Origin of the sequence: Bremerella cremea, assembly GCF_003335505.1 — a bacterium.
GTDB classification, from domain to species: domain Bacteria; phylum Planctomycetota; class Planctomycetia; order Pirellulales; family Pirellulaceae; genus Bremerella; species Bremerella cremea_A.
The window spans coordinates 315,400-341,321 of the sequence record NZ_QPEX01000024.1; the positions used below are offsets into that span (position 1 = coordinate 315,400).

The 25,922-nt window shown below is 55.4% G+C and carries 19 protein-coding genes; 13 read left to right on the top strand and 6 right to left on the bottom strand.

Annotation, left to right across the window (positions count from 1 at the left end; translation table 11 throughout):
- Nucleotides 1–51 precede the first annotated feature (51 nt).
- On the top strand, nucleotides 52–1,134 hold the full coding sequence (gene lpxK / locus DTL42_RS12710; protein ID WP_114369097.1) for a tetraacyldisaccharide 4'-kinase: 1,083 nt from the start codon (nucleotides 52–54) through the stop codon (nucleotides 1,132–1,134).
- Here lpxK and DTL42_RS12715 read toward each other — a convergent pair.
- From DTL42_RS12715 to DTL42_RS12730, 4 genes are read right to left on the bottom strand one after another with little or no spacing between them, the layout of a single operon-like run.
- Nucleotides 1,128–1,772, bottom strand: a complete 645-nt coding sequence (locus tag DTL42_RS12715; RefSeq protein ID WP_158545353.1) for a histidine phosphatase family protein — start codon at nucleotides 1,770–1,772, stop codon at nucleotides 1,128–1,130. The genes lpxK and DTL42_RS12715 overlap by 7 nt on opposite strands.
- Nucleotides 1,769–2,740: an ABC transporter substrate-binding protein gene (locus tag DTL42_RS12720; RefSeq protein WP_114369099.1), complete on the bottom strand. Its 972-nt coding sequence runs from the start codon at nucleotides 2,738–2,740 to the stop codon at nucleotides 1,769–1,771. The genes DTL42_RS12715 and DTL42_RS12720 overlap by 4 nt, the downstream gene beginning before the upstream one ends.
- Nucleotides 2,741–2,742: 2 nt before the next feature.
- Nucleotides 2,743–3,522, bottom strand: coding sequence for an ABC transporter permease (locus tag DTL42_RS12725; protein ID WP_114369100.1), 780 nt, complete (start codon nucleotides 3,520–3,522; stop codon nucleotides 2,743–2,745).
- Nucleotides 3,519–4,265 (bottom strand): ABC transporter ATP-binding protein, encoded by a 747-nt coding sequence (locus tag DTL42_RS12730; RefSeq protein WP_234824188.1) that lies wholly within the window; start codon nucleotides 4,263–4,265, stop codon nucleotides 3,519–3,521. The genes DTL42_RS12725 and DTL42_RS12730 overlap by 4 nt, the downstream gene beginning before the upstream one ends.
- 299 nt (nucleotides 4,266–4,564) lie before the next feature.
- Here DTL42_RS12730 and DTL42_RS12735 point away from each other — a divergent pair, with 299 nt between their 5' ends.
- The 4 genes from DTL42_RS12735 (at nucleotide 4,565) to DTL42_RS12750 (ending at nucleotide 11,170) form a co-directional block, all read left to right on the top strand.
- Entirely contained in the window at nucleotides 4,565–6,532 is a 1,968-nt protein-coding gene (locus DTL42_RS12735) for a DUF1592 domain-containing protein (protein WP_114369101.1), read from the top strand.
- Between the two features lie 72 nt (nucleotides 6,533–6,604).
- Complete coding sequence (locus tag DTL42_RS12740; RefSeq protein WP_114369102.1) at nucleotides 6,605–7,978, top strand: DUF1552 domain-containing protein; 1,374 nt, start codon at nucleotides 6,605–6,607, stop codon at nucleotides 7,976–7,978.
- 236 nt (nucleotides 7,979–8,214) lie between these two features.
- Nucleotides 8,215–9,804 (top strand): sensor histidine kinase, encoded by a 1,590-nt coding sequence (locus DTL42_RS12745; RefSeq protein ID WP_114369103.1) that lies wholly within the window; start codon nucleotides 8,215–8,217, stop codon nucleotides 9,802–9,804.
- Nucleotides 9,779–11,170, top strand: coding sequence for a sigma-54-dependent transcriptional regulator (locus tag DTL42_RS12750; protein ID WP_425305522.1), 1,392 nt, complete (start codon nucleotides 9,779–9,781; stop codon nucleotides 11,168–11,170). The genes DTL42_RS12745 and DTL42_RS12750 overlap by 26 nt, the downstream gene beginning before the upstream one ends.
- 134 nt (nucleotides 11,171–11,304) lie before the next feature.
- On the opposite strand, the gene lexA is transcribed toward DTL42_RS12750, so the two are convergent.
- The gene (lexA, locus tag DTL42_RS12755; protein WP_114369104.1) at nucleotides 11,305–11,916 is read right to left on the bottom strand and encodes a transcriptional repressor LexA; all 612 of its coding nucleotides are present in this window, start codon (nucleotides 11,914–11,916) and stop codon (nucleotides 11,305–11,307) included.
- A gap of 246 nt (nucleotides 11,917–12,162) precedes the next feature.
- On the opposite strand from lexA, the gene DTL42_RS26775 reads away from it, so the two are divergent.
- Together DTL42_RS26775 and DTL42_RS27150 are read left to right on the top strand one after the other, a co-directional pair.
- Nucleotides 12,163–12,351 carry a Flp family type IVb pilin gene (locus tag DTL42_RS26775; protein WP_234824189.1) on the top strand — a complete coding sequence of 63 codons (189 nt, stop codon included), beginning with the start codon at nucleotides 12,163–12,165 and terminating at the stop codon, nucleotides 12,349–12,351.
- A 262-nt stretch (nucleotides 12,352–12,613) separates the two neighbouring features.
- Nucleotides 12,614–12,859, top strand: coding sequence for a helix-turn-helix domain-containing protein (locus DTL42_RS27150; RefSeq protein WP_199590128.1), 246 nt, complete (start codon nucleotides 12,614–12,616; stop codon nucleotides 12,857–12,859).
- On the opposite strand, the gene nagB is transcribed toward DTL42_RS27150, so the two are convergent.
- On the bottom strand, nucleotides 12,856–14,745 hold the full coding sequence (gene nagB / locus DTL42_RS12770) for a glucosamine-6-phosphate deaminase (RefSeq protein ID WP_199590129.1): 1,890 nt from the start codon (nucleotides 14,743–14,745) through the stop codon (nucleotides 12,856–12,858). The two genes, DTL42_RS27150 and nagB, sit on opposite strands and share 4 nt — an antisense overlap.
- Nucleotides 14,746–15,086: 341 nt before the next feature.
- Here nagB and DTL42_RS12775 point away from each other — a divergent pair, with 341 nt between their 5' ends.
- The 6 genes from DTL42_RS12775 to DTL42_RS12800 all read left to right on the top strand — a co-directional run bounded on the left by DTL42_RS12775 (nucleotide 15,087) and on the right by DTL42_RS12800 (nucleotide 25,910).
- The gene (locus tag DTL42_RS12775) at nucleotides 15,087–19,511 is read left to right on the top strand and encodes a PVC-type heme-binding CxxCH protein (RefSeq protein WP_234824190.1); all 4,425 of its coding nucleotides are present in this window, start codon (nucleotides 15,087–15,089) and stop codon (nucleotides 19,509–19,511) included.
- Between the two features lie 208 nt (nucleotides 19,512–19,719).
- Entirely contained in the window at nucleotides 19,720–19,989 is a 270-nt protein-coding gene (gene rpsR / locus DTL42_RS26780; protein ID WP_105329446.1) for a 30S ribosomal protein S18, read from the top strand.
- A 250-nt stretch (nucleotides 19,990–20,239) separates the two neighbouring features.
- Complete coding sequence (locus DTL42_RS12785; RefSeq protein WP_114369106.1) at nucleotides 20,240–20,659, top strand: acyl-CoA thioesterase; 420 nt, start codon at nucleotides 20,240–20,242, stop codon at nucleotides 20,657–20,659.
- A 25-nt stretch (nucleotides 20,660–20,684) separates the two neighbouring features.
- Nucleotides 20,685–21,629, top strand: a complete 945-nt coding sequence (locus DTL42_RS12790; RefSeq protein ID WP_114369107.1) for a prenyltransferase/squalene oxidase repeat-containing protein — start codon at nucleotides 20,685–20,687, stop codon at nucleotides 21,627–21,629.
- Between the two features lie 6 nt (nucleotides 21,630–21,635).
- Nucleotides 21,636–22,328, top strand: a complete 693-nt coding sequence (locus DTL42_RS12795) for an ABC transporter ATP-binding protein (RefSeq protein ID WP_114369108.1) — start codon at nucleotides 21,636–21,638, stop codon at nucleotides 22,326–22,328.
- 21 nt (nucleotides 22,329–22,349) lie between these two features.
- On the top strand, nucleotides 22,350–25,910 hold the full coding sequence (locus tag DTL42_RS12800; protein WP_114369109.1) for an ABC transporter permease: 3,561 nt from the start codon (nucleotides 22,350–22,352) through the stop codon (nucleotides 25,908–25,910).
- Nucleotides 25,911–25,922: the final 12 nt, after the last annotated feature.

The following is a 25,922-nucleotide window of genomic DNA, read 5'->3' on the forward strand; positions in this document are numbered from 1 at the left end:
GGACAGGTCTACCGCTAGGCCTGTCCTTTTCTTATTGGCATATTAAGAACCATGCTTACCGCACGAGACTTTAAAGAGATTGTTAGCGGCCAGCGCAAGGGAATTGGCGCCTCGCTGCTGCGTGGTACGCTCTGGCTGGCCTCACTTGGATACGGGATCGGCATGTCGGTTCGCAACCGTCGTTACGATTCGCAAGCCAAGCCGAGCGAGAAGATCGACGTGCCGGTCATCAGTGTCGGCAATCTTACGCTTGGCGGAACCGGCAAAACCCCGCTGGTTGCCTGGCTGGCCCGTTGGTTTCGCGAACGAGATTTTCGCGTTACGCTGATTAGTCGCGGCTATGGTGCCGAACAAGGGACCCAGAACGACGAAGCCCTGGAACTCGAACAATTGCTGCCCGATGTTCCCCATTTGCAAAACCCTGATCGCGTGGCTGCCGCAAAGGTGGCTGCCGAGGAACTGGCCGCTCAGGTTCTCCTGCTGGACGATGCGTTTCAGCATCGGCGGATTGCCCGCGATCTCGATATTGTGCTGATCGATGCCACTGCGCCGTTTGGTTACGGCTACCTCTTCCCTCGTGGCACCTTGCGGGAGCCCACCACCAGCTTACGCCGGGCCGATGTGATTGCGTTAACCCGAGGTGACATGGTCAGCGACGGGCAACGTCAGGCCATCTGGGAGCAAATCAGGAAGCTCGACCTCGACGCCACGCTGGTCGAGATGCGACATCAACCAAGTCGCCTACTCAGCGCCAGCAGCGAATCCGCCGACATCGATTCACTGCGTGGCCAAAAGGTGCTCGCATTCTGCGGCATCGGCAACCCGAGCGGATTTCGGCATACGCTTACCCAAGCTGGCATGGAAGTGGTCGAGCTGCGCGAATTCGACGATCACTACCACTTTGATGGCGAAGATGTCAGCAACCTCCAGCAGTGGGTCGCTCAGCACGATGACATCGCGGCGGTGATTTGCACGCACAAGGACCTAGTCAAAGTCGGCGTCGATCGCCTGGCCGAAAAGCCACTTTGGGCACTGATCATCGAAGCGAACATCGTCGATGGTCAGGCCGAACTAGAGCAGCGGCTGGAAGAGATCGTCATGCGAATCCCAGACGATCCATACGCCGACTATTGACATAGCGGATCGAGGTGAAAGTTCGAGTTGGCGACGATCACTTTCAATTTCTCTTGGTGGTAATGCAATCGGCTGACCGAACAGTTATCGAGTTCGATCGCGCGGTACGACTTCAGCGGAATCTGGTACAAGTGAGCCAGCACCACGCGAATCACGATGCTATGGGCTACCACCAAGATTCGCCTGCCGAGGTTCTCTTGCATTAGCTTGGTGATGGCCGGGACGCTTCGCTGGGCGATATCGTTGGCCGATTCCCCTTCGGGATAAGGATTAGCCGCCGGGTCTTCCAAGTGCTTGCGGTACTCTTCAGGATCTTCGGCGGCGATCTCATCCCAGTTCTTCCCCAACCAACGTCCAACGTCGCCTTCGATGATCTCTGGCACGATCGATACGGCATGCCCAGGGGCAATGATGCTGGCCGTCTCCTGAGCCCGAACCATCGGGCTGGCATACACGGCATCGAACGCATAGGGGCTTAAAAACTGATGCGTCAGCGCAGCTTGCTCGCGACCAATCGCGGCCAACGGCCCATCAATGCCGTTGCCTTGCAACACGGTCGGGACCTTCAAGTTCAACTCAGTCGCCCCGTGACGAACGAGGAACATCGTGCATTGGTCGTCAGATATCGTATCGCTCATTTTGCCTCGTAAAAACATTCTTCCGGTTTGACGATGTCTTTCTTTAACATGCCGATTTCAACCAACTGGTCGGTAAGTGTCTTCCAGCGTTCGAGCGTCATTTGACCATAGCTTGGCTCGTCCACATTGGTCAGCGGCTTAATGGCTTGAACACCAAAACTCAGCACCCCGGGTGAAAGCTCTGGGTTTAACGATTGCAGATGCTGATTGGTTTCCTGCGGATCGGCTAAGTACGCTTTCCAGCCTTGGATGCACGCCCGAGTCATGGCGGCAACGAGCTCCGGGTCGCTTTGCTTGCGTTTATCGGAGGTAAACAAGACACTCGTATACGGGTTAAAGCCAATATCGCGGATCGGCAGCACGCGAACCTTTGCCCCGGCTTCGGTCGCGAGAAACGGTTCGCTGAATTCGTATCCCTGCTGCGCAAAGTTGGGGTCGCGCAGGAACGCGGTGATACTGCCATCGTAAGGGACGATGCGGACGTTTTTCAGCGGTACGTGTTTCTTCAAGTACTCAGCGAAAGCCCGACCACTGCTCATCGCGAGGGTACAGTTCTGCAAGTCTTCCAATGCTTTAATGCCGGATGCCTCGTGCACGAGGAAACAGCGTGGGCTCTGATCGATTGCCGCCATCAAGGCAACGGCTTTGGCCCCTTCGGCCCGCCCCAGAGGAATTTGATCCGCCGAAGCAATGCCAAATTCCACCGCCCCACGAGCGACTTGAGGAATCACCGGAGCCCCTGGCCCGCCTGGTATGATTTGGACATCGAGCCCTTCTTCGGCAAAATAGCCCTTAAGCTGCGCAGTGTAAAACCCGCCATGCTCCGCTTCCGGAAACCAGTTGAGGGCCAACCTAACTTTGCGCAATGTTTTTCCGTCGACGGTTTCTGTCGCCGGCTTGGCTTTGCCACAACCAACAACGAGTAGCATCGCGGCTAGTAGCAGTCCGAAAATCATGCGATTAAGCATGGCTAACTTTCTCCAATCCAACGCCGTAGCAACACGCGTCCGAGAATCGATATCGACACGAAAACGATCACGCCCAACAGTGTGCTGCAAATGGTCCCCGCAAACAGATTGGCGGTGCTCGTTTGATTTTGCGAAATCAGAATGAAGTATCCCAGCCCTTGCCCGCCACTGCTATACCCAGCAAAGAATTCCCCCACGATCGCTCCTACCACAGCCAGACCGGCGCTGGTTTTCATCCCGGTTAGCAGATAACCAATCGCCCCGGGGAACTGCAGTTTCCACAAGATCTGCCAGCGGGTGGCGTTGTTCAGACGGAACAAATCGAGCAACCCTTGGTCGACCGTTACCAGTCCGGTGGTCGTGCTAGTGATGATCGGAAAGAGACTAATCATCGTGGTGACAACCACGACGCTGAGCATGCCGTAACCGAAGATTGCGATCACCAACGGAGCGACGGCAACGATCGGGACCGTTTGAAAGAAAATAGCGTAGGGATACCCACTTTGTCGGATGAGGGACGATTGCGAGAAGACCAGCGAGACGCCCACCCCCAAGACCACCGAAGTAAGGAATCCGCTGATCGCCACTACGCCGGTGCGAAAAGTGTAGCCTGCCAAGTCCTCGCTTCGCTGCCACATGGTTTGCGCCACGCTGTAGGGGCTGGGCAAGATATACGTTTCGAGAACACCCGTTAGGACAATCCCCTCCCACACGGCAAGCGTCAATACAAAGACAAGTGCCGGCAGTACGATCGAACGCCAGGTAAAGCGGTCTTCGCTCATGCGTGGGCAACTCCTGCGAGGTGACCAACGACCTCGCCACAGAAGCGGGCAAAGGCTGGATCGGCCCGCAGTTCGCTCGTTCGCGGAAACTCGAAGGGGACTTTCAGGTCGGCCACAATTCGTCCTGGCCTGGCGTGCATCACTAAAATTCGTTGGCTCAAAAAGACCGCCTCCGGCACATTATGGGTCACAAAAAGCCCCGTCCACTTTTGTCGCTGCCAGATCTCCAACAGCTGTTCGTTCAGTTGGTTCCGTAGTAAATCGTCTAGCGCCGCAAATGGCTCGTCCAGCAGCAAGATTCTCGGTTCGGTCACCAATGCGCGGGCAAGTGAAACCCGCATTCGCATCCCACCAGAAAGCATTCGAGGATACTTTTCAAAATCTTCCTCCCGCAAACCGACCAATTGCAAGGCAGCGGTAATATTCTGGCGGTCGGCAGAGTTTAGCGATCGCCGAAGCTCTAACGGTAGTTGCACGTTCTGCCAGGCAGTTCGCCAGGGAATCAGATTGGCATCCTGAAAGACGAATGCACGTTCGATGTCGGCCCCGTCATCCAGAAGAAGCTCCCCCTGGGTAGGTGAATCGAGACTAGCCACCAGGCGAAGTAAAGTCGATTTACCGCACCCGGAAGGCCCCACAAGGGAGACAAATTCCCCGGCGGAAATTTCCAGCGAATCCACCGACAGCACTAAGCTTTCGGGAGAGAATCGCTTTTCGATTTGATGAAACTGAATTGCGCTCACCGACGTCTAATCCATATCCGGGATCAAAGGGGTTTTACACCGACCAAGGGGACGTTTACGAGATTCTTGCTCACAAAACGGCCCATTTGCGGCTGGGGCTTGCACTTGGCAAGCTTACCACCCTCTGGAGGCGTTATTGGGATTGCCGAATAAATCTTTACTTCAGAGACAACACTTCCTACGATAGATAGTTACAGCCTTCCTATATAGTCGCGGCAATAGCCCCTCCCGTAGTTACCCGCCGCCGACAACTTGCCACCTAACGAAGATTTACGCTTCGTCCCTCCTTAAGAATTTTCATGCTTCGTTTTATCACTAAGGTGTTGGTACTGACGCTCGCGCTGAGTTGCTTTGCTGTCAACGATAGCAGTGCTGCTGAAAAAACGCAGGCCCTCTCGTTCGCTGATGTTAAGCCAATCTTGGAAAACTACTGCTACGGATGCCATGCCGATGGTGCGGAAGAGGGGAACATCAATTTCGATGGCCTCGACGCTGCTTCCGATCAGGAACGAATTTCCGACCATAAAACGTGGCTCTCTGTATGGCGGAATCTGCGAGCCCAAACCATGCCCCCGGCGGATGAGGATCAGCCTTCCCAGGAAGAAGCTAACCTCGTTGGGCGTTGGATAGAATCGCAGGTCTTCAAACTTGATCCCTCCAAGCCGGACCCTGGCCGGGTGACCATTCGCCGGCTGAACCGGGACGAATACCGCTACACGATCCAAGACCTGTTTGGCTACGAGTATAACGTCGACGAAGCCTTTCCACCGGACGACACCGGCTACGGCTTCGATACGATTGGCGACGTGCTTACTATCTCGCCATTGATGACGGAAAAATACTTCGATGCGGCCCAAGAGATCGTGGCAGCCGTCGTGCCGGTTGATGACCAGAAGAGCGAGAAGTACCAACGTATTTTCTTCGACGGCCCCCCGACCAACGACCGGGCCGAACGAGACGAGTACGCTCGCAAGATCTTGAAGCGTTACGCTACCAAAGCATTCCGTCGCCCCGTCGACGAAGCGACACTGGACCGCTTGGTCGATATCCAACGCAAGATCGACTTGCTGGAGGGACGTAAGTTCGAACATGGAATCGCCCAGGCCTTTGCCGCGATGCTTATTTCGCCGCAGTTTCTGTTTCGTGCTGAAATTCAGCCTGAACCGAACAACCCTGGCCAAGTGGTGCCCATCGATGAGTACGCACTTGCTTCGCGTTTGTCCTATTTCCTGTGGTGCTCGCTGCCCGACAACGAACTGATGAAGCTGGCCGCAGAGGGAAAACTGCGCGAGAACCTGCATGCCCAGGTCGATCGCATGCTGGCCGACAAAAAGTCGGAACGGTTTATCCACCGCTTTGTCGGCCAATGGCTTCAATCGCAAGATGTCGAAGGGATCAGCATCGACGCTCGTCGGGCCTTGAAGCTGTCAGACCTGGGGGAAGCACAACGCGTGTTCAGCCGCACTGTCCGTCGTGCAATGCGTGAAGAAACAGACATGCTGTTCGAGTACATTTTAAAAGAGAATCGCTCGGCCAGCGAACTGCTAACGGCTGACTATACGTTCCTCAACAAGCCCCTGGCCAAATATTACGGCCTGGAAAATATCAAGGGTCTGGACGATCGCCGCATGACCAAAGTTGACCTCCCCGAGGACAGCGTCCGCGGTGGCATTCTCACGCAAGGCACCGTTCTGGTAGTCACCTCGAATCCGACGCGGACTTCGCCGGTGAAGCGAGGGCTGTTTATCTTGGATAACATTCTGGGCACGCCCCCTCCCCCTGCTCCGCCCAACGTTCCCGCGTTGGAAGCTGTGCGAGAACGTGGTCGCAAGCTGACGATGCGCGAGCAGATGGAACTTCACCGTAGCGAAGCTTTGTGCAAGTCGTGCCATTCCCGAATGGATCCCTTAGGTTTGGCCTTGGAAAAGTTCACCTATATTGGCCAATACCGCGAAGATGACAATGGGCAAGAGATTGACACCAAGGGAAAGTTGATCACTGGCGAAGAGTTTACCAGTGTCCGCGAGCTCTCGAAGGTCCTTGCCACCGAACGAAAAGTCGATTTTTATCGCTGTTTAACCGAAAAGCTGCTTACCTACGCCCTCGGGCGGGGTTTAGAGTATTACGACACACCCACCGTCGATTTAATCGTCGAGCGGATGCTGGCCAACGATGGCAAGCTTCGCGACACGATTCACACCATTGTAGAAACAGCCCCCTTCCAGAAACGTCGCGGTGACGGCAACCTCTTGTCGTCCGCCCGCTGATCCTGCCCGACAACCTTCCTGCCGGTTCACCAACGGACCGGCCAGCCGAGCATTTCAGAAGGATATGATGCCATGACCATGAAGCCTTCCCGCCGCCACTTCCTGCGAGGTCTGGGACTAGCTGTCGCTCTACCTGCGATGGAAAGTTGGATGCCGACGAGCTTGCAAGCGGCCACCAAAAGCACAGCTTCAGGCCCTGCGTTGACACCTGGCGGAGACCCGCTGCGATCTGCCTTTCTGTATGTGCCCAACGGCGTGATCCTGCCCAAGTGGTTCCCCGAAGGAACCGGCAAAGATTATAAGCTGAATCAAACCATGAAGCCGCTGGAAGGGCTGCGTGGCGAGTTCCAAGTGGTGAGCGGCTTGGCTCACTCGAACGGGTTTGCCGGAGGGGATGGCGCCGGTGACCATGCCAGGGCCCATGCCAGCTTCCTGACCGGGGCCCGTCCTCGCAAAACGGCCGGTTCCGATATTGAAGTTGGCATTTCGATCGACCAAGAAATGGCAAAGCACTTGGGACACCAAACTCGTCTCCCTTCGCTTGAGCTTTCCTGCGATGGGGCACGAAAGTCGGGTTCGTGCGACTCTGGCTACTCGTGTGCCTATCAGTTCAACCTTTCGTGGCGGACGAAGCACTCGCCGATGTCGGCAGAATCGAACCCTCGCTTGGTCTTCGAGCGTCTGTTTGGCCGTGGCGATGACCAAGACCGCCAAAAAAACTTCGATCGCCGTATGGCTGAACGCCGCTCGGTGCTTGACTTCGTCATGGGAGAAACCAAGTCGATGTCGAAGCAACTGGGCCGAAACGATGTCCACAAGCTGGACGAGTACCTAACCGGCGTCCGCGAAATCGAACGTCGCATTGAAACGTCGGAGCAGTTCCGCGATCTGCCGAAGACCGAAATGGAAGTCCCCGCAGGCATTCCGCAAGATTATGCTCAGCACATTCGCTTAATGTTCGACTTGCTAGCGTTGTCGTTCCAAACCGACTCGACTCGCATCGCGTCGTTCATGCTGGCTCATGACGGCAGCAATCGCAACTTTAAAGACATTGGTGTCTCGGAAGGGCATCACAGCCTATCCCACCACCGCGACAACCAAGAATGGATCGACAAGCTGGCCAAGATCGATCAATTCTATGTCACACAGCTTGCCTACTTCTTAGAAAAGCTACGTGGCATGAAAGATCCTTCTGGCGCCTCGGTGCTAGATAATTCGATGATTGTCTACGGCAGCGGCTTGTCCGACGGCAATCGTCACCGACACGACGACCTGCCGGTTATCTTAGCTGGCAAAGGTGGCGGCCTGTTAGAAACCGATCGCCACGTTCAGCTCAAAGCGGAAGACCGCACCCCAATGGCGAACCTGTTCGTCTCGATGATGCATAAAATGGGCATTCAAGATCCTGATTTTGGTGACTCAACCGGCCCGCTTGGCGTGATCTAAGCCTGCTTCTTAGCTATCAATTCCAAGGGGATTGCTCGCATGTGAGTGATCCCCTTTTTTGATGACAGCATGGTGGAACGATCGATTTCCATAGTTTTCCGGCACATCGCTCTTGTAAATTTTGCAAAGCGGCTGCTAGACTCTCTCCACGCACTCATTACCTATCGTGTGCGTATTGGATCAACCGGCTCCGATTTCCGCCGGCTGAATAGTGCTTCTGCGACAAGGAGGTCGCGGTGCTCAACCGACGTCCACTTCGACACAAACTGATCATCGGCGGCATTGTGCTGGCCGTATTGGTCGTTGCCTTATTCACCACGACCTTCACCGGCGGACTCTCGTATCGTCAGGTCGCACGGGATATTAGCGCCCGGTCGGTTGAATTGCCTCTGGCGATCGACTTCTCGTTGGCCGTAACCGATTTGCGGCACGCGTTAAACCAAGCCAAGCATTCGGAAGACTTTGTCTTCCACAATTCTGCCCTCGACGAACTCTTGACGCAGGAATTCCGTATCAAATTCTCCGCCGCTCAAGAAGCCTTGCGGCGTTACGAAGACCAGCTTGACCGGAGTGGCGCCGGCGATAGTGATATCGGCGACGATTCCGACGAACGAAACACGATCGGCGAGATCCATGGCTCCCTGCAAAAGCTATCCGATTTGAATCGCGGCTCCGATTGGTTCTCGAACAAGATGAAACTCGATCAGCTTTCCAGTGAAGCAGATCATCTCCACGGACTGGCTAAAAAGCTGCCGAGCTTTCTGATCGAGGACATGCAGCAACTCAAAGACGAAGTCCGTTCGCAATACCGAACCTGGATAACGGTTTCGGTGTTGGTCATGTTCCTAACCGCGTGCGCGATCGCGTTTGCCGTTTACGCAAGCTGGCGTTGGCTGTTCAGTCCGTTAAAGATTTTGATGGATGGCTCGCGTCGTGTGGCAAATGGTGACTTCGACCACCGTATTCAACTGGAAGGGCACGCAGAACTAGCCATCCTAGCCGACGCCATGAACGCGATGACCCACCGATTTCAGGCCATCGAATCAAACTTAAACGAGCAAGTTAAAGACCGCACCAATCAAGTCGTCCGCAGCGAACAATTGGCCAGCGTCGGCTTCCTGGCCGCTGGGGTCGCCCACGAAATCAACAATCCTCTGGCCTCGATCGCCTTCTGCGCTGAATCGCTTCGCTCGCGTCTGAGCGAAGGGGAAGAAGCTCAGTTCCGCGACTGCGATGTCACCGTATTACAGACTTACCTCGGCATGATCGAGGAAGAAGCGTTTCGCTGTAAGGAAATCACCGAACGTTTGCTCGATTTCTCACGTCTAGGAGATGTCGAGAAAACCGAAACGGACATCCGTGAACTCGTCCAAGGCGTCATCGATATGGTTCGCCACTTGGGCAAGTACCGCGAGAAAAACCTGATTTTCGAGGACGACCAAGTCGCCCTCGCTCCGGTCAATGGGCCGGAAATCAAGCAAGTCGTGCTGAACCTAATTACGAACGCCTTGGATAGTATCGATCCAGGCGGAACCGTACTGGTAAAGATCGGCGAAGAACGAGGCCAAGTCAAAGTTACCGTCAAAGACGACGGCTGTGGCATGTCCGACGAAGTTCGTCGTCACTTGTTTGAGCCATTTTTCACCCGACGCCGGGATGGCCAAGGGACGGGTCTGGGGCTTTCCATTTCGTACCGTATTGTGAGCGACCATGGAGGTCAGATCGATGCGAAGAGCGAAGGACCAGGCCTCGGAAGCGAGTTTAGTTTTACGCTGCCATGCAGGGAAGCAAGTAAGCACAATGAGCGAAAACGCCAAGCAGCCTGAAGGGCTGAAGATTTTATTTGCCGACGACGAGAAATCGCTCCAAAAGCTGATGAGCCTCGAACTACCGCGACTGGGTCATACCGTTACGGTTTGTCCCGATGGCGTCACAGCGATCGCGGTGCTCGAAAAGGAAGATTTCGACTGCCTCCTGGTCGATCTCGACATGCCAGGCAAGAGCGGAATCGACGTCATCGAGAAAGCGAAAAGCTCGGCTCCAGATACCGAAGCGATCATCCTAACCGGTAAATCGTCGACGGAAAGCGCTATCGCGGCGGTAAAGTTCAAGGTTTTTGCCTATCTAACCAAACCATGCCGCTTGATGGAACTCAAGACGCTGCTGGAAGGTGTTGCGAAAAAACGGGAACAAGATCGCAAAATCAAAGCGCTTACCAGTCGCCTCGATCGGATCGAAGGGAAGTCGAAACTCATTGGCGACTCACGGCCGATGGAAGTCGTCAACAAGATGATTTCAAAAGTTGCCCCCTCGAATTCGGCCGTGCTGATTCGAGGAGAGACTGGTACCGGCAAGGAACTCGTCGCTAAGGCGATTCACGATCAAAGCCTGCGCCACGCCCAACCGTTCGTTGCCGTGAACTGCGGCGCGTTGCCTGAGAACCTGATCGAGAGCGAATTGTTTGGTCACCGCAAAGGCGCATTTACCGGAGCGGAAGAAACACGCATCGGCCTGTTCGAGGTCGCTCATGGTGGCTCCCTCTTTCTGGACGAAATCGGCGAGTTGCCGAAATCCTTGCAAGCCAAACTTTTGCGTGTGCTGGAAACAGGCGAAATCCGCCGCGTGGGTGAAAACAGTTCGATCAAGGTCGACGTTCGTATTATCAGCGCGACGCATCGCCACATTGAAGACATGGTTCGCGATGGCGATTTCCGCGAAGACTTGATGTTCCGCATCAACACCTTTGAAATTCAATTGCCCCCGCTGCGAGAACGAACCGAAGACATCCCGCTGCTCGCCGAACATATCAGCCGACGCTTTTGGCCAACCATTCCAATGACGCACACCGTCTTCGCTAACGAAACCATTCGTGCGCTGAAGTCGCATCATTGGCCAGGGAATGTGCGAGAACTGGCCAACGTGGTCGAGCACGCCACCATTTTGTGCGAGCAACTCCCGATTGAGCCAGAACACTTGCCACGTCGGTTCAGCGAACAATCGGCCGCGCGCATGCCCGAACTCCGGGCTGTCGTGGGGCCCATGTCGCTACGCGAACTGGAAATGCAAGCAATCCATGAAGCCTTAGAGCGACACGAAGGAAATAAGCCGCAAGCAGCGGAAGATCTGGGAATCAGCTTGAAAACGCTTTACAACAAGCTGAATCAAGCCACCGCCAGCGAGCGAACTGCTTAGAACGTTTCCCGACGTCTGTTTGCTCAAGCCGTATATTAGAAAGCCAGTTCATCCCTTTGGTGAGCTGGCTTTTCTGCATCGCATGCCCAGCTAGACGCAATCATGCGGGGACTGCGGGATAAAAGCGGGACTCTTTAGAACTTCCGTACGACACCAATCACCACGCCGCGCACCTTGGCGTTTTTCACGTAGATGGGCTGCATGGTGCTGTTGGCTGGCTGCAGCCGAATGCGATTCTTTTCGGGGTACCAATACTTGAGCGTCGCTTCACCGTCGTCTGTCTCGGCGACGACAATATCCCCTGGCCTGGCCGAATCTTGCTGCTTTACGACGACATAGTCCCCGTCGTCGATATGGGCTTCGGTCATCGAGTCCCCGGTGACTTCCAAAACGAAATGATCGTGCCGATTGAACATCGTGCCAAAGTCGACCCGTTCGTCCTGGCCGATGGCTTCGTGCAGAACGCCAGCAGCAATTCGGCCTGCGAGAGGCAGACCGACTTCTTCTTCCACTTCCGCCCGCAACTGAATCGCCCGGGACATGTTCTTTTCCCGCGAGATCAACCCCTTGCGTTCTAGGGCCTTCAAATGGCAGACAACCCCATTGGGAGAGCTAATCTCGAATGCCTCACCAATTTCGCGTACCGTGGGGCCATATCCGCGCGTTTGTATTTTCTCGCGAATGAAATGGAACACGTCACATTGACGTTTTGTGAGTTGGTCGGTCGCCGATGGGGAACTTGCCATGTTCAAGGATCCTGATCCGTCGCGATTCTCCCCTTCCGGTATGGAAGGGTTCTATTGCAGTACAGCCTAGCCAGACGCTGTACATATGTCAACTCACATAATATACCGGGAATTCTTATTTTTTGCACTCATGCCGAAATCGACGTATGTTTGTGCTGACTACCCCCGTGGAACCACCCAGCTTGGGCAAGGAATTCACGTTTACGCTTTTCTTGTCGCTCCTTTCATGATCAGAGGAACGGTTCCATGCTCTCGCACATCTTCCAATTCCTCCGCTCCGAGGACGGTCCTACCTCGGTAGAATATGCCATTTTATTGGGCCTGATCCTGATGGCTATCATTGGGTCAATTGCTGTTATTGGCACGATAACCCAAGAGAGCTTCAATTACTCGAAGAGCGAGATCGAACGGACCTTCCCTGATTTTGGCGTTTAACCCTTTATCTGCCTGTTAGCATCTCCGCCCTTGCTTCAACGCTTCATTCAATGTGTTTATCGCGTTACCTCTTGCGCATTTTATTTCTCGCCCCAGGCTGGCACGCTCTGCCAGCGATGCTCGCCTTTCTCAAGTTTCTCCGCTAGAACTTCGTTGCCAAACCGCAAGAACGATCAAGCGAGCTCTGGCCGGTACTTTCTAAGCTGGGGCAAATCGACCTCAGGAGAACCTCATGAATCCCGTTCAGAAAGCGTTGTGATTTGTGGAAGGCCACCTTCAGAATGACTTGTCGCTAGAGACGATTGCAGCGGCCTGCCATGTTTCCCCCTACCATCTAACCCGCGCTTTTGCGGCCACGACGGGGGTCTCCTTGATGCGATATGTACGGGACTCGGCGGCTATCAAATATGGCTGCCCGTTTGTCCAAAGTAAAACAACGACACAAAAAAAGAGGCTCAGCGATTGGTGCCGAGCCTCTTTGTCAATTGAATCTACCGCGAAGGCTTAAAGGGGTTGGCCGTTCCAGCGGACAAACGCTTCCATCGCGAAGTATTCTGGCAGGCCGATTTTGTTATAGGAATCGGCAGTACCAATGTTGCGATCTTCTGCCCGCTCCCAGAACTCGCGTGGGTCGGTTCCTGGGAACAAGGCACTATCTTTCTGGCTTTCGTGCATGAAGATCGCCTGGCGTTTCTTGAACATATCGTTCGGCGAAAGAGGCACACAGATCTCGATTTCGTGCAACGGATACTCTTGCCAGGCACCGCGATACAACAGAGCCTCGGGGCGACTACCGGTCTCGGCTTCGATCTCGAGCAGGGCATTGAAAATCGCCATTGCACACACACGGTGCGTTCCGTGCGGATCGGAAAGATCGCCGGCAATGTAAACCTGGTCAGGCTGAACCTTGAGGATAAGCTCTTTGACGATCTGCACGTCTTCAGAGCCTAGCGGGTTCTTGGCAACCTTACCGGTGCGATAAAACGGCAGATCAAGGAAGTGTAGGTTTTCTTCCTGGCAGCCCGCCTTCAAGGCGCCGGCAATCGCCTCGCTGCGGCGAATGAGCCCTTTGATGGTCAGCACCGCGTCAATGTCTGGCTCGCCGGGAGGCTTGGTCTTCAGCGATTCAAACACCTGACCTTCGACTTCCAACGACTTCTTTTCATCGATTCCGAAGAGGCGATTGTATTGCGTGACGAAATCGGCAAATCGCTGGGCATCGTGATCGAACACCGCGATATTACCGCTGGTCATATAGGCCACGTGGGCTTCATGGCCATCGTCGACCAAGCGAATGAGCGTGCCGCCCATACTGATGACGTCGTCGTCTGGGTGAGGACTAAAGCAGATCGCTTTCTTCTTTTCCTTGCCAGCGGGATGATACTCGATAGTATCCATCATCCAGCGAAACACCTTATGAGCCAGGCTTGGTGCGGGGCCGTGGTGTCGCAGCAATTGGTGCAAGTTGAACTTGCGGAAGTCATCGTCGTCGAGCTTTAACAAGGCTTTGCCGGCTTGGTCGCACAGCCACAGCACGGCCCGTTTGATCATGGTTTGATCCCACTCGACTTCGTGCTCTACCCAAGGGGTATCGACCGCCGTCAGCTTGATGCCGGCCGCCGAGTCGATGAAAACCGAGGCGTCGCGGTGACCTTGCAAACAAGTTGCCGGAACGCGGTTGGTAACGGGACCTTCCAGCAGTTCGCGAATGATCGACGACTTGCCTTGCCCCAAAGCCAACAGCAAGACCTTGCGGGCTTCCAGAATCGTCCCCAAACCCATGGTGATGGCCTGATGCGGGACGTTCTCTTCGTGGAAGAAGTCTGAGGCAGCCCCCCGACGGGTAATTGGGTCCAGCGTACATAGCCGAGTCCGGCTATTGTGGATACTGAATGGCTCGTTGAAGCCGATGTGTCCATTGGAACCGATCCCCAGCAACATCAAATCGATGCCGCCAGCTTCACGGATCTTGGCTTCGTACTCCTCGCAGTAGGCGTCCACTTGATCTAGCGGAATCATACCGTCGGGAATGTGAATATTCTCAGGAGCAATATTCACATGCTGAAAGAAGACCTCGTGCATCTGACGATGGTAACTTTGCAGCTGAGTTGGCTTGAGCCCGTAGTATTCGTCCAAGTTGAAGGCAATGACATTGGACAAGTCCAATCCTTCTTCTTGGTGCATGCGAACCAGTTCTCGATAGACACCCATCGGTGTCGAACCGGTCGGAAGCCCCAGCACAGCGGTAGCCTTTTGGGCCTGGCGTTCGCGAATAATCGTCGCAACGATTTCCGCGACATGGCGGGAGAGTGCTTCACTAGAGGAAAAAACAGAGCACGGTAAAGCAGTTGACTGGATCGACATTACAGGTCGATCAGCGGTTCGTTCAGTCATAATTCTCGTTGTTCAGGTTGTAGGAAAGCGAAGATGTCCTCGCAGCTGTAAAAAATCTCGAACCGAATCGGCAAGTATGAACGATCCCCAAGGGGTTGAATAGGTAGCGAAGCCCGCTGATTCTGGAAATCTGTGCAAAAAAACTACAATCCACGAGACTTATTTAAGAGGACTTATTGACGAAGGCCACTATATTTGAACTAGTCGGGAAATTTAACTTTTCGCCTGTTCGTGCCCCCATGCACTTCTACGTCCAGGACCTCATCCGACCAATAATTCTCAAGCTCGTTCCTCCTACCCCCTCAATAGCCATGCGTTCTACCCCGATAGTTTCCTCGACCATGCGGTTAGCCGTTAGCTGCTTGGCCTTGGCGATGTACCTGAACCTAGCCACATCGGCAACCGTTTCAGCCGCCGAACCACAGCCCAGCGAAGAGCGGATCTCGATCCTCTTCCTGGGGGACAATGGCCATCACCAACCGGCCAAGCGGTTCGTGGAACTGCAGCCAGCGCTGGAAGACCGAGGAATCGATCTGAAGTACACCGACTCGCTGAAAGACATCAACCCAGAAACGCTCGCTCAGTTCGATGGCCTGATGATCTACGCCAACTCCGAGCAGATCGATCCTGAAACCGAGAAGGCTTTGATCGAGTACGTCGAGCAAGGGCACGGGCTCATTCCGCTGCACTGTGCTTCGTACTGCTTTTTGAACTCACCGAAGTACGTCGATTTGGTCGGGGCTCAGTTCCAACGGCATGGCACCGGCACCTTCCGTACGAAGATCGCCGAAGCGAAACACCCGATCATGAAGGGCTTCCAAGGCTTCGAGAGCTGGGACGAAACGTATGTTCATACCAAGCACAACGAAAAGAACCGTACCGTGCTGACCTATCGCGTCAGCGACCAAGGCAAAGAGCCATGGACTTGGGTTCGCGAACAAGGTGACGGACGCGTCTTTTACACCGCCTGGGGGCATGACTCGCGTACTTGGACGAACCCTGGCTTCCAAAACCTGGTTGAACGCGGCGTGCGCTGGGCGGTCGGTAAAGACCCTGGCATTGCTCCGAACTTCCCTCCGGAACAGGCCGGATTAGTCACGGCTTTCGATCGTCCGATGGACGTTCCCGAAACGCAGAAACCTAACAAAGATGTCAAACCGTTTGACTACGTGGACGTCGGAGCCAAAATCCCGAACTACACCGCAGGCGCTCGCTGGGGTACGCAAGAAGAGCCGATGAGCTTGATGCAGAAGCCCCTTTCACCAGAAGAGTCGCAAAAGCACCTCGTTCTGCCGGAAGGTTTTGAAGCCAAGCTGTTTGCCTCGGAAGAGATTTTCGATGGTGGTAAGCCGATTGCGATGACCTGGGACGCTAAGGGCCGTCTTTGGATGTGCATGACGCTCGACTATCCGAACGAACTGCACAGCAGTGGCCCTGGCCGCGACCGGATTGTCGTGTGCGAAGACACCGATGGCGATCTTAAAGCCGACAAGGTCACTACCTTCGCCGAAGGGCTCAGCATTCCGACTGGCATCGCCTTCCACGATGGCGGCTTGATCGTGCAAAACGGAACCGAGACCCTCTTCCTGAAAGACACCGACGGCGACGATGTCGCCGATGAAAAGAAAGTGATCTTCACCGGTTGGAACATGCGAGATACTCACGGTGGCGTGAGCAACTTCCAGTACGGTCACGATAACTGGATCTGGGGCATGCAAGGCTACAACGATTCGCACGTTGTTGTCCAAGGCGAAGAACAGCCAGGCTTCCGTAACGGCTTCTTCCGCTTTAAGCCAGACGGCAGCAAGCTGGAGTTTATCCGTTCGACCGACAACAATACCTGGGGCTTAGGGATCAGCGAAGAAGGAATCATCTTTGGCTCGACCGCCAACGGCTGTCCCAGCGTCTACATGCCAATCCCAAATCGCTACTACGAGAACGTCCGTGGTTGGACGGCCAGCTTGACCCTGCACTCGATGGCCGACACCAACAAATTCGATCCCGTTACCGATAAGGTTCGTCAAGTCGATCACCACGGTGGCTACACCGCAGGTGCCGGGCATTCGCTCTACACTGCTCGTAACTATCCAGAGCCATTCTGGAATCGTGTGGCGTTCGTGAACGGCCCCACGGGTCACCTGACTGGGGCCTTCGTTATCTCGCGTCATGGTAGCGATTTCTCCTCGACCAATTCTTTCAACCTAGTTGCTTCCGACGACGAATGGACGGCACCGATCCAAGCCGAAGTGGGTCCGGATGGCAACGTCTGGGTGCTGGACTGGTACAACTACATCGTGCAGCACAACCCAACTCCGCACGGCTTTCAAACCGGTAAAGGTGCTGCTTACGAAACCGATCTTCGCGATAAACGCCACGGTCGCATCTACCGCATTGTCTACACCGGCGAAGGTGCCAAAGAAGACAACGGCTGGCAGCAAGACCTGACCAAGGCTTCGCCCGAAGAACTGGTTGCTACACTCAAAAACGATAATCTGCTGTGGCGTCGTCACGCACAACAACTTCTCGTCGAACGGGGCGAAACGGATGTTGTGCCTGCGTTGATCGATCTGCTGAGCAACGATGCGATGGACTCTGCTGGCCTGAACGTCGGAGCAATCCACGCTTTATGGACATTGAAAGGCCTGGGAGCCCTGGAAGACCCCAACAGCGACGCCGCCCAAGCCGCTTACGCTTCGCTGAAGCACAAAGCCCCTGGTGTCCGACGCAATGCCGTTCAAGTTCTCCCGATCTCTCCGGCAAGCACGGCTGCCATTCTCAACAGTGGCGTGCTGAACGATGTCGATCCGCAAGTTCGCTTGATGACCCTCCTGGCGTTAGCCGATCAACCGGCAAGCGATGCCGCAGGGGCCGAGATTTTGGCCATGCTCAGCAAGCCAGAGAACTTCCGCGATCGCTGGATTCCAGACGCAGCCACTTCGGCTGCTGCTAACCAAGGTGCCAGCTTCCTCAAAGCGGTTGCCAAGACCGACAAAGTGGACGATGCCTTACTGAAACTCGTCGCCATTGTCACCGAGAACTACGCCCGTAGCGGCCCGACCGATACCGTGGCCGACCTAATCCCTTCGATCCAGAATGCTCAGCCGCAAATCGCTGACGCCATTGTCAATGGTCTGTCGAACGGCTGGCCGAAGGACAAGAAGCCAGAAATCACTGCGGAACTAGATGAATCGCTGGCCACACTTTCCGCCAAGTTGCCCCCGTCGACACGAGGTCAACTCGTTCGCCTGGCGGTGAACTGGGGAAGCGAAAAGCTGGCCTCGCAGCTCAAGGAACTCGTTGCCTCCTCCCTGGAGCGTTTGGAAAACGAAGACCTGAACGCCCGTCAGGTGCAGCAGTTAGCTCGCGAAATCGTGCAGTTAAACGTGAAGACCGATCCTCCGGTTGAAGTGGAACTGCTCAATATCGTTGGGCCACAAACCCCGGGAGAAGTGACCAGTGCAATCTTCTCAGCACTCGGGACAAGCGAGAACGACGAACTAGGCACCTACGTGTTAGAGGTTCTACCAACCCTGACTCCGGCTGCTCGCAAGGATGCCATTAGCTTGCTGCTGGGACGCCCAGCTTGGACCAACAACTTGCTAAGCGCCATGGACTCTGGTGAGATCCAACTTAACGAGTTGGCCCTAGACCAACGTCAGGCTCTTTCCCAGCATCCTGATCGCGATATTCGCAAGCACGCGGAAGCCCTCTTCATGCGAGGTGGTGCTCTGCCGAATGCTGATCGCCAGAAAGTGATTGAAGAGCTTTGGACCACCACCGAGCAAAAGGGAGACCCTGCTCAGGGCAAATTGATCTTCAAACGAGAGTGTTCGAAGTGCCACGTGCACAGCGGTGAAGGCTCGAAGATCGGCCCTGACCTAACCGGCATGGCCGTCCATCCGAAGTCGCAGCTGTTGACCGAAATCCTCGACCCAAATCGGAGCGTCGAATCAAACTATCGCACCTATATGGTGGCGACGGTCGATGGCCGTGTGATGAGCGGTTTGCTCGCTTCCGAGAGTCGCACCGCGATCGAATTGATTGACGCCGAAGGGAAGAAACAATCGATCTTACGGGAAGACATCGACGAACTCCGCGGCACGCCGCAGTCGTTGATGCCGGTCGGCTTCGAGAAACAGATCAAACCGGAAGAGTTCACCGACCTGTTGGCCTTCCTCACCCAGCGTGGCAAATACGTGCCGGTACCGCTGGAAAAGGTGGCTACCATCGTCAGCACCCAAGGGATGTTCAACACCAAGAACTCTCCCGTCGAACGTATGGTGTTTGACGACTGGAAGCCTAAAACGGTCGATGGTGTTCCCTTCCAACTGGTTGACCCCGAAGGAACCAAGAAGCCGAACGTTATCCTGCTCAATGGACCACAAGGAAGCATTCCACCACAGATGCCTAAGCAGGTCTCCCTCGATTGCAATATGCCCGTCAAGGCTGTGCATATCCTGGGTGGCGTGGGTGGCTGGGCTTCTCCCCTGGGACAAACCGGATCGACCTCGATGATCGTCCGCTTGACCTACGAAGACGGCACGACCGAAGACCACCCCCTTAAGAATGGGGTACACATCGCCGACTACATTCGTCGGATCGATGTGCCGGAATCGAAGTTCGCCTTCGATCTCCAAGGTCGCCAGGTTCGTTACCTTGCGGTTCATCCTGAGCGTCAGGAAATGATCAAGTCGATCGACTTGATCAAAGGCGACGACCAAACGGCCCCTGTGGTGATGGCCGTAACTCTAGAAGCTCCGGAGTAACGTAAATCGTTATTATGGCAAGCTTTGTGGCAAACATCGTGGCCCCCAAGGCATTTGGGGGTTGCGACCTTGCCCAGGCGGCTATAGAATCTTGAGTTTCCACTAGCAGGAAATCCCAGGTTAAGGGCATTTGCAGCCCGAAAACCTCAGTCATATCGAGTCTGGCCGCGTCAGAATGTGGCCGAATGAAAACGCCCGAAAGAGAATTATGAGACCAGCCAACCGCTCCAAAGCTCGCAAGCGTGCCAAGACTAAAGCCCGTGTATCCAAAAAGGATCCGATTTTCGTCGATGGCAAACGTCCGCGTCCGATGTTCGTGGACTACAAGGACGTGGAGCTGTTGAAGAAGCTAACCAACCGCCATGGTCGTATCGTCGGTCGTCGCAAGAGCGGCTGCACCGCAGTTAGCCAACACGCGGTGACCCAAGCGATCAAGCGTGCTCGCTTCATGGCCCTATTGGCTTACGTCAAAGACTAGTTCCTAGAGGAACAGTCTAAACTAAAGACACAAAAAGCCTGCTTTCGCGCGAAGCAGGCTTTTTCTATGCGCTATTACGTCCCCTATTGAGGTCTGCGTCATCAATCAAGTAGGAGTGACCAACGGAACCCCCGGATTCGTGGCAAATCGGCCTGTTGCTATGTTGGACTACAAGCGCAGACATCAATAAACGTGGCCCTCGTATTGATTACCGTCGCCAACTGCCAACAATGGGGCCAAGGAGACCTTCATGTCGCAATCGTTTCAAACCACGCGCCGCGTTGAATTTCGAGATACAGATGCTGCCGGAATTGTTCATTTCTCGGCCTTCCTGTTCTACATGGAACAAACTGAGCACGAATTTTTGCGTTCATTGGGGCTCAGCGTACACCACCAACTAGAAGACGCCTCGATGAGTTGGCCACGCGTTTCCGTTCATTGCGACTTCCGCAGCCCTGCCAAGTTTGAACAAGTTCTCGACGTCTCGCTTACCATCGATCAACTTGGCAGCCGCAGCGTAACCTATCGCGTTGTTTTCGAGCACGAAGGCAAGCGTCTAGCTGAAGGAACAATCACGGCGGTTTGTTGCCAGGTTCACCCTGGGGTGCCTCCCAAGAGCATGGACATCCCAGGCTGGTTCAAAGAGAAGCTGCTCCCTTTCGTCGATTAGACCCCACCAACCTAAACGGGCCCGCATGCTTTCTTACCACGAACAACTTACCCTACGTCTGGCCACCGGTATCGGAGAATTGGACGAAGACGTTCGCCAGCGGCATACCCAATTTCTGCTTAATAAGCAGCAACCAGACGGCGGCTTTGCCGGGCGCGAAGGAGAAAGCGATCTCTACTACACCAGCTTCGGGCTGCGCAGCCTGGCCATCCTCGGAGAGCTGCATGGCGACACGGCCCAGCGCAGCGCTGACTACCTGCAAACCAAACTGCTGGGACATGAATCGGTCGTCGACTTTCTTTCTTTGATCTACGGAGCCAAGCTGCTGGAAACGGCTGCCGGGATCGATATCTTCGCCCAAGCCTCGCCAGGCTGGCAGCAAACGGTTGCCGAAACGCTGCACAGCTTGCGGCGCGACGACGGCGGCTATGCCAAGGGACCGGAAGGAATGGCCAGCAGCACGTACCACACGTTTCTGGTGCTGTTATGCTTGCAATTAATTGAGCAGCCCATCCCCGATCCCCAATCCATGGTCAAGTTCCTCCTTTCGCAAGAATCGGAAGAGGGAGGCTTTCGCGAAATCCGAGCCAGCAAACGAGCAGGCACCAACCCGACTGCTGCCGCGATCGGGGCCTTGCGAATTTTGAATGGACTAACCGAAGAAATCATCGAAGGAACGCTCGACTTCTTGGTCGAGATGCAGAACGATGAAGGTGGTCTCCGGGCCAACACGCGCATTCCAATTGCCGACGTGCTGAGCACGTTCACAGGAATGCTGACCCTGACCGACCTGAAAGCACTCGACGAGATCGCCCCGGACGCGGCCCTGCGCTATGTTCGCAGCCTCGAATTACCCACCGGTGGCTTTCTCGGCGCGGCCTGGGACGAGGTTGCGGATGTGGAATACACGTTTTATGGTTTGGGTAGCCTCGCCCTTTTGCACACCCCAAGCGACTTCCAACTGGAATAACCGATCATGGCAGACCTGGAAATCGAGAACCTGTCGAAGGCATACCCCACGCGAGCCGAATCGCTACAGGTACTTACAGACATTTCTCTGGAATTATCCAAAGGGGACAATGCCGCGATCCTCGGCCCCAGCGGTTGCGGCAAGAGTACCCTGCTCTACTGCATCGGAACGCTGGATCAGCCCACCTCTGGCAGCGTGAAGCTGAACGGGCAGGCACCGTTCTCCCTCAACGAACCCGATCTGGCCCGATTTCGCAGTCAGAACATTGGTTTCATCTTTCAAGATCATCATCTTCTGCCACAGCTAACCGTGCTGGAAAACGTCCTCGTTCCGACACTCGCCGAAGGAAGTGCTACGCCGCAGCAGATCGAGCGGGCCAAAATGTTGATCGATCGAGTTGGACTTTCCCAGCGGATCGAACATCGCTCGGCAGAACTGTCCGGAGGGGAACGGCAACGGGTGGCGGTTGCTCGCAGTTTGATCCACCAACCGCTGCTTCTTCTGGCGGACGAACCAACCGGCAATCTCGACAAAACCAACGCGGAGGCAATTGGCAACTTGCTATTGGAACTGCAAAAGGAAGAAGATTCGCTTTTGATTGTGGTCACCCACAGCCAAGATCTGGCCGACATCTTCCAGCGACGTTACCAACTGGACGATGGCAAGTTGCAGCCGCAAAACGTGACACCAACAACCTAACCGCAGAAAGGCTCCATACCGATGAATCGCTGGCGGTTAGTAGTGCGAAGCGCCCAACAATTTTGGCAAACGAACCTGGCCGTTCTGCTGGGCGTCGCTGCCGCTACGGCGGTACTGACCGGGGCTTTGATCATTGGAGACTCAGTCCGCGGCAGCCTCCGCGACCTAGCCCTTTCGCGGCTGGGCAGTGTGCAGGAAGTACTTCTGGCCGATCGTTTCTTCCGCGTAGCGGTTGCCGAGCAAATCGCTCAACAAAACGCCGACACCACCAGCGTGCCCATCGTCCTGATGCAAGGTACCTTGCAAACGGTCACCGATCGGCCAGGCGATCTCACGAAAGTCGCCGGTAACCTGGCTGTGTTTGGCGTCGAGGAAAACTTCTGGCAACTAGGCAGCGTCCCAGGCTGGTCCCCCACGGCCATCAAGGAAGACGAAATCGTCTTGAACCAGCCCCTGGCTGAAGAGCTGGGCGTGAAGGTCGGCGATGAAGTAACCTTGCGTCTGCCAGGCGGAAACGACGTTCCTTCCGATAGCCCACTCGGTCGCAAGAATGCCGAAACGCAAAGCCTTCCACGCCTCAAGGTCAAAGCCATCATCCCGGCTGAAGGGCTCGGCCGGTTTGGCATGTACCCAACGCAGCAATTGCCGCTCAATGCTTATGCTTCGCGAATCGCTCTACAAGAAGCCCTACAGCAAGACGACCGCATCAACGCTGTGCTAGTTAGTCACCCCAACGGGCAAGAGCTTGACCTGAGCAAGCTGTACCTAACACTGGCAGACTACAACTTTACGCTTAACAAGGTCGAGCAGCAGTTCCAGCCGAAAGGTGGCGAAAAAGAAACGATCTACGACTACTGGCAACTGACTAGCAGTCGTATGATCTTCAGCCATGCGGCCGCCGATGCTATTCACGACGCCATGCCAGCCGACGCGCACCGAATTTTCACCTACCTGGCCACGTCGATCGGTCGCGGAGAACTACCCACCGAGCAGGATGCCCTCGCGGTCCCCTACTCTACCGTCACGGCACTCAACTTCAGCGATCTCGACTACCCGCTGAAAGACCAAAACGGCGAAGCCATCCAAGAGATTGGCCCCGACGAGATCGTCCTTAATTCGTGGACGGTTGAACGCCTCGAGCAAGATACCGCCGCCCAGCTCCGCCGCGACAATCCGGGACTCAGTGAAGAAGAGGCCGCTCGGCAAAGCAAGCTGAAGATTGGCGATTCGATCTACTTGAAATACTTCGAGCCAGAAAGCTCGCATGGGGTGGCCAAGGAAACCGGCAAGACGTTTCGCCTGGCCGCGATTACCCCGCTGACCGAACCAGTCGAAGCATTCCGCCGCAATCGCCCGGCCCAATACGATCAAGCACCGACAACCGCCAACGATGCCGATTATACGCCGGTCGTCGAGGGGATCACCGATCAAGAATCGATCGACGACTGGGATCCCCCCTTCCCTTACGACAACAGCCGCATCGATGGCAACGACGACGCTTACTGGGACAACTACCGCACCACCCCCAAGGCCTTTTTGATGCTGGCAACTGGGCAAGAGCTATGGGGTAGCCGCTTCGGTGACGTCACGTCGTTTCGCTTTCCTGGCACCAAGTACGACGAGCACGCCCTGCAATCGCAAATCGAAGAAGCCTTGGCTCCCTATCGAGATGAGCTTGGCTTTCGCCTGATCACCGTGCGACAAGACGCCCTGCGTGCGGCAGCAGGAACGACACCGTTCAATGTGCTGTTCATGGGCTTTTCGATGTTTATCATCGCGTCGGCGTTGATGTTGGTTTCGCTTTTGTTTCGCCTTGGCCTGGAACAGCGCAGCCAACAAGTTGGCTTGCTCCAAGCCGTCGGGCTCAACCGTAAGGTTACCCAAGGGCTGCTGATGCGCGAGGCAGGTCTCATTTCACTAAGCGGCAGTATCGCCGGAGTGATTATCGGGATTGGCTATGCCTGGCTGATGCTGGTGGGGCTACGCACGTGGTGGCTCGGGGCGGTTGTCACGCCGTTTCTCTTTTTGCATTTGGACAACCCCAGCAGCTTGATCATTGGCCTGCTCAGTGGTTCGCTGGTCTGCTTGGCAACGATTTACTTCGGAATGCGTGGCCTGAAGAAGCTGTCCGTTCGCAGCCTCTTGGCCGGTTCGACCACCGATACGCAGCAAACGTTTGGCCGTCGTAGCCACTGGGCCCTTTACGCCGGCATCGCCAGCGCCGTCGGAGCGGTGGGACTTTCGCTTCTGGCGACCGGTCTCGGCGGGGAAGCCCAAGCGGGTGCGTTTTTCGGTTCCGGGGCTTTGGTGCTCACAGCTTGCCTCATGCTCCTTTGGCATACGCTGCGGAATGGATTGGGCTCAGGGAATGATCGCTCGTTCACACTTGGCCAGCTTTCGCTAAGCAACGCGGCCCGCAATCCTGGCCGCAGCACGCTAACGATTGGCTTGATCGGTTCAGCGGCGTTTCTGATTGTCGCGATTGGTGCTTTTCGCCTTGCGCCAACCGATTCCGGATCTGGTGGAATGGAACTAATTGCCGAGAGCTCGCAGCCGCTGTTCCACGATTTGAATACCGAAGCAGGACGCCTAGAAACGGGCTTCAGTGCCGAGGAAGAGAAACAACTGGCCGACACAACGATCCTTTCCCTTCGCGTGCAGCCAGGGGACGACGCTAGTTGCTTGAACTTGTACCAATCGACCAGCCCCCGCGTGCTGGGCATCACGCCGAGCATGATCGCCTATTACGACCAAGCTGACGTCACCAGCTTCGAGTGGGCAGGCTCGGCAGCCGAGAGCGACCAGGCCCAAAAGAACCCGTGGCATGTCCTCGATCACGCAGCCGATGGCGTGACGCAACCGATTCCTGTTGTTCTCGACAAAAACACGGCCATGTACGCGCTGCACTTGTACGGCGGAATCGGCGAATCATTCACTACCCACGATGACGATGGGCGAGAAACAAACTACGTCGTGGCAGGGCTCCTTTCTAATAGCATCTTCCAAGGAAACTTGCTGATCGGAGAAGCGAACTTCCTGCAGCGTTATCCCGACGTCAGCGGTTACGAGATGTTTCTCATCCATACACCGAAAGGAAAATCGACGGAGGTTGCCGAGGTGTTGGAAAACCGTCTCGCCGATCAAGGTTTCGACACGATTTCTGCCCAACGGAAACTAGCCAGCCTCTTAGCGGTGCAGAACACATACCTTTCAACTTTCCAAAGCTTGGGAGCCCTGGGCTTACTCTTGGGCACGTTTGGTTTGGCCGCAGTACAGCTACGCACCATTTTGGAACGTCGGGCAGAACTGGCCCTCTTACGCGCAGCCGGTTTTCCCAACGGGCGGCTTCGCTGGTTGGTGCTGGGCGAGACGCTGCTACTGCTACTCGGTGGACTGTTGACTGGGGTAGTAGCGGCCTTGGTGACGGTAATCCCCCACATGGTCTTCGGCAACGCGTCTATTCCGTTTTCCTCGCTGGCAAGCATGCTGGGTGTGATCCTGCTGGTAGGGATCGTCAGCAGTCGCTGGGCGGTCGGTTCTGCCTTGAAAGGCAACATCGTCTCGGCCTTAAGAGGAGACTGATTCGCCGCCTGC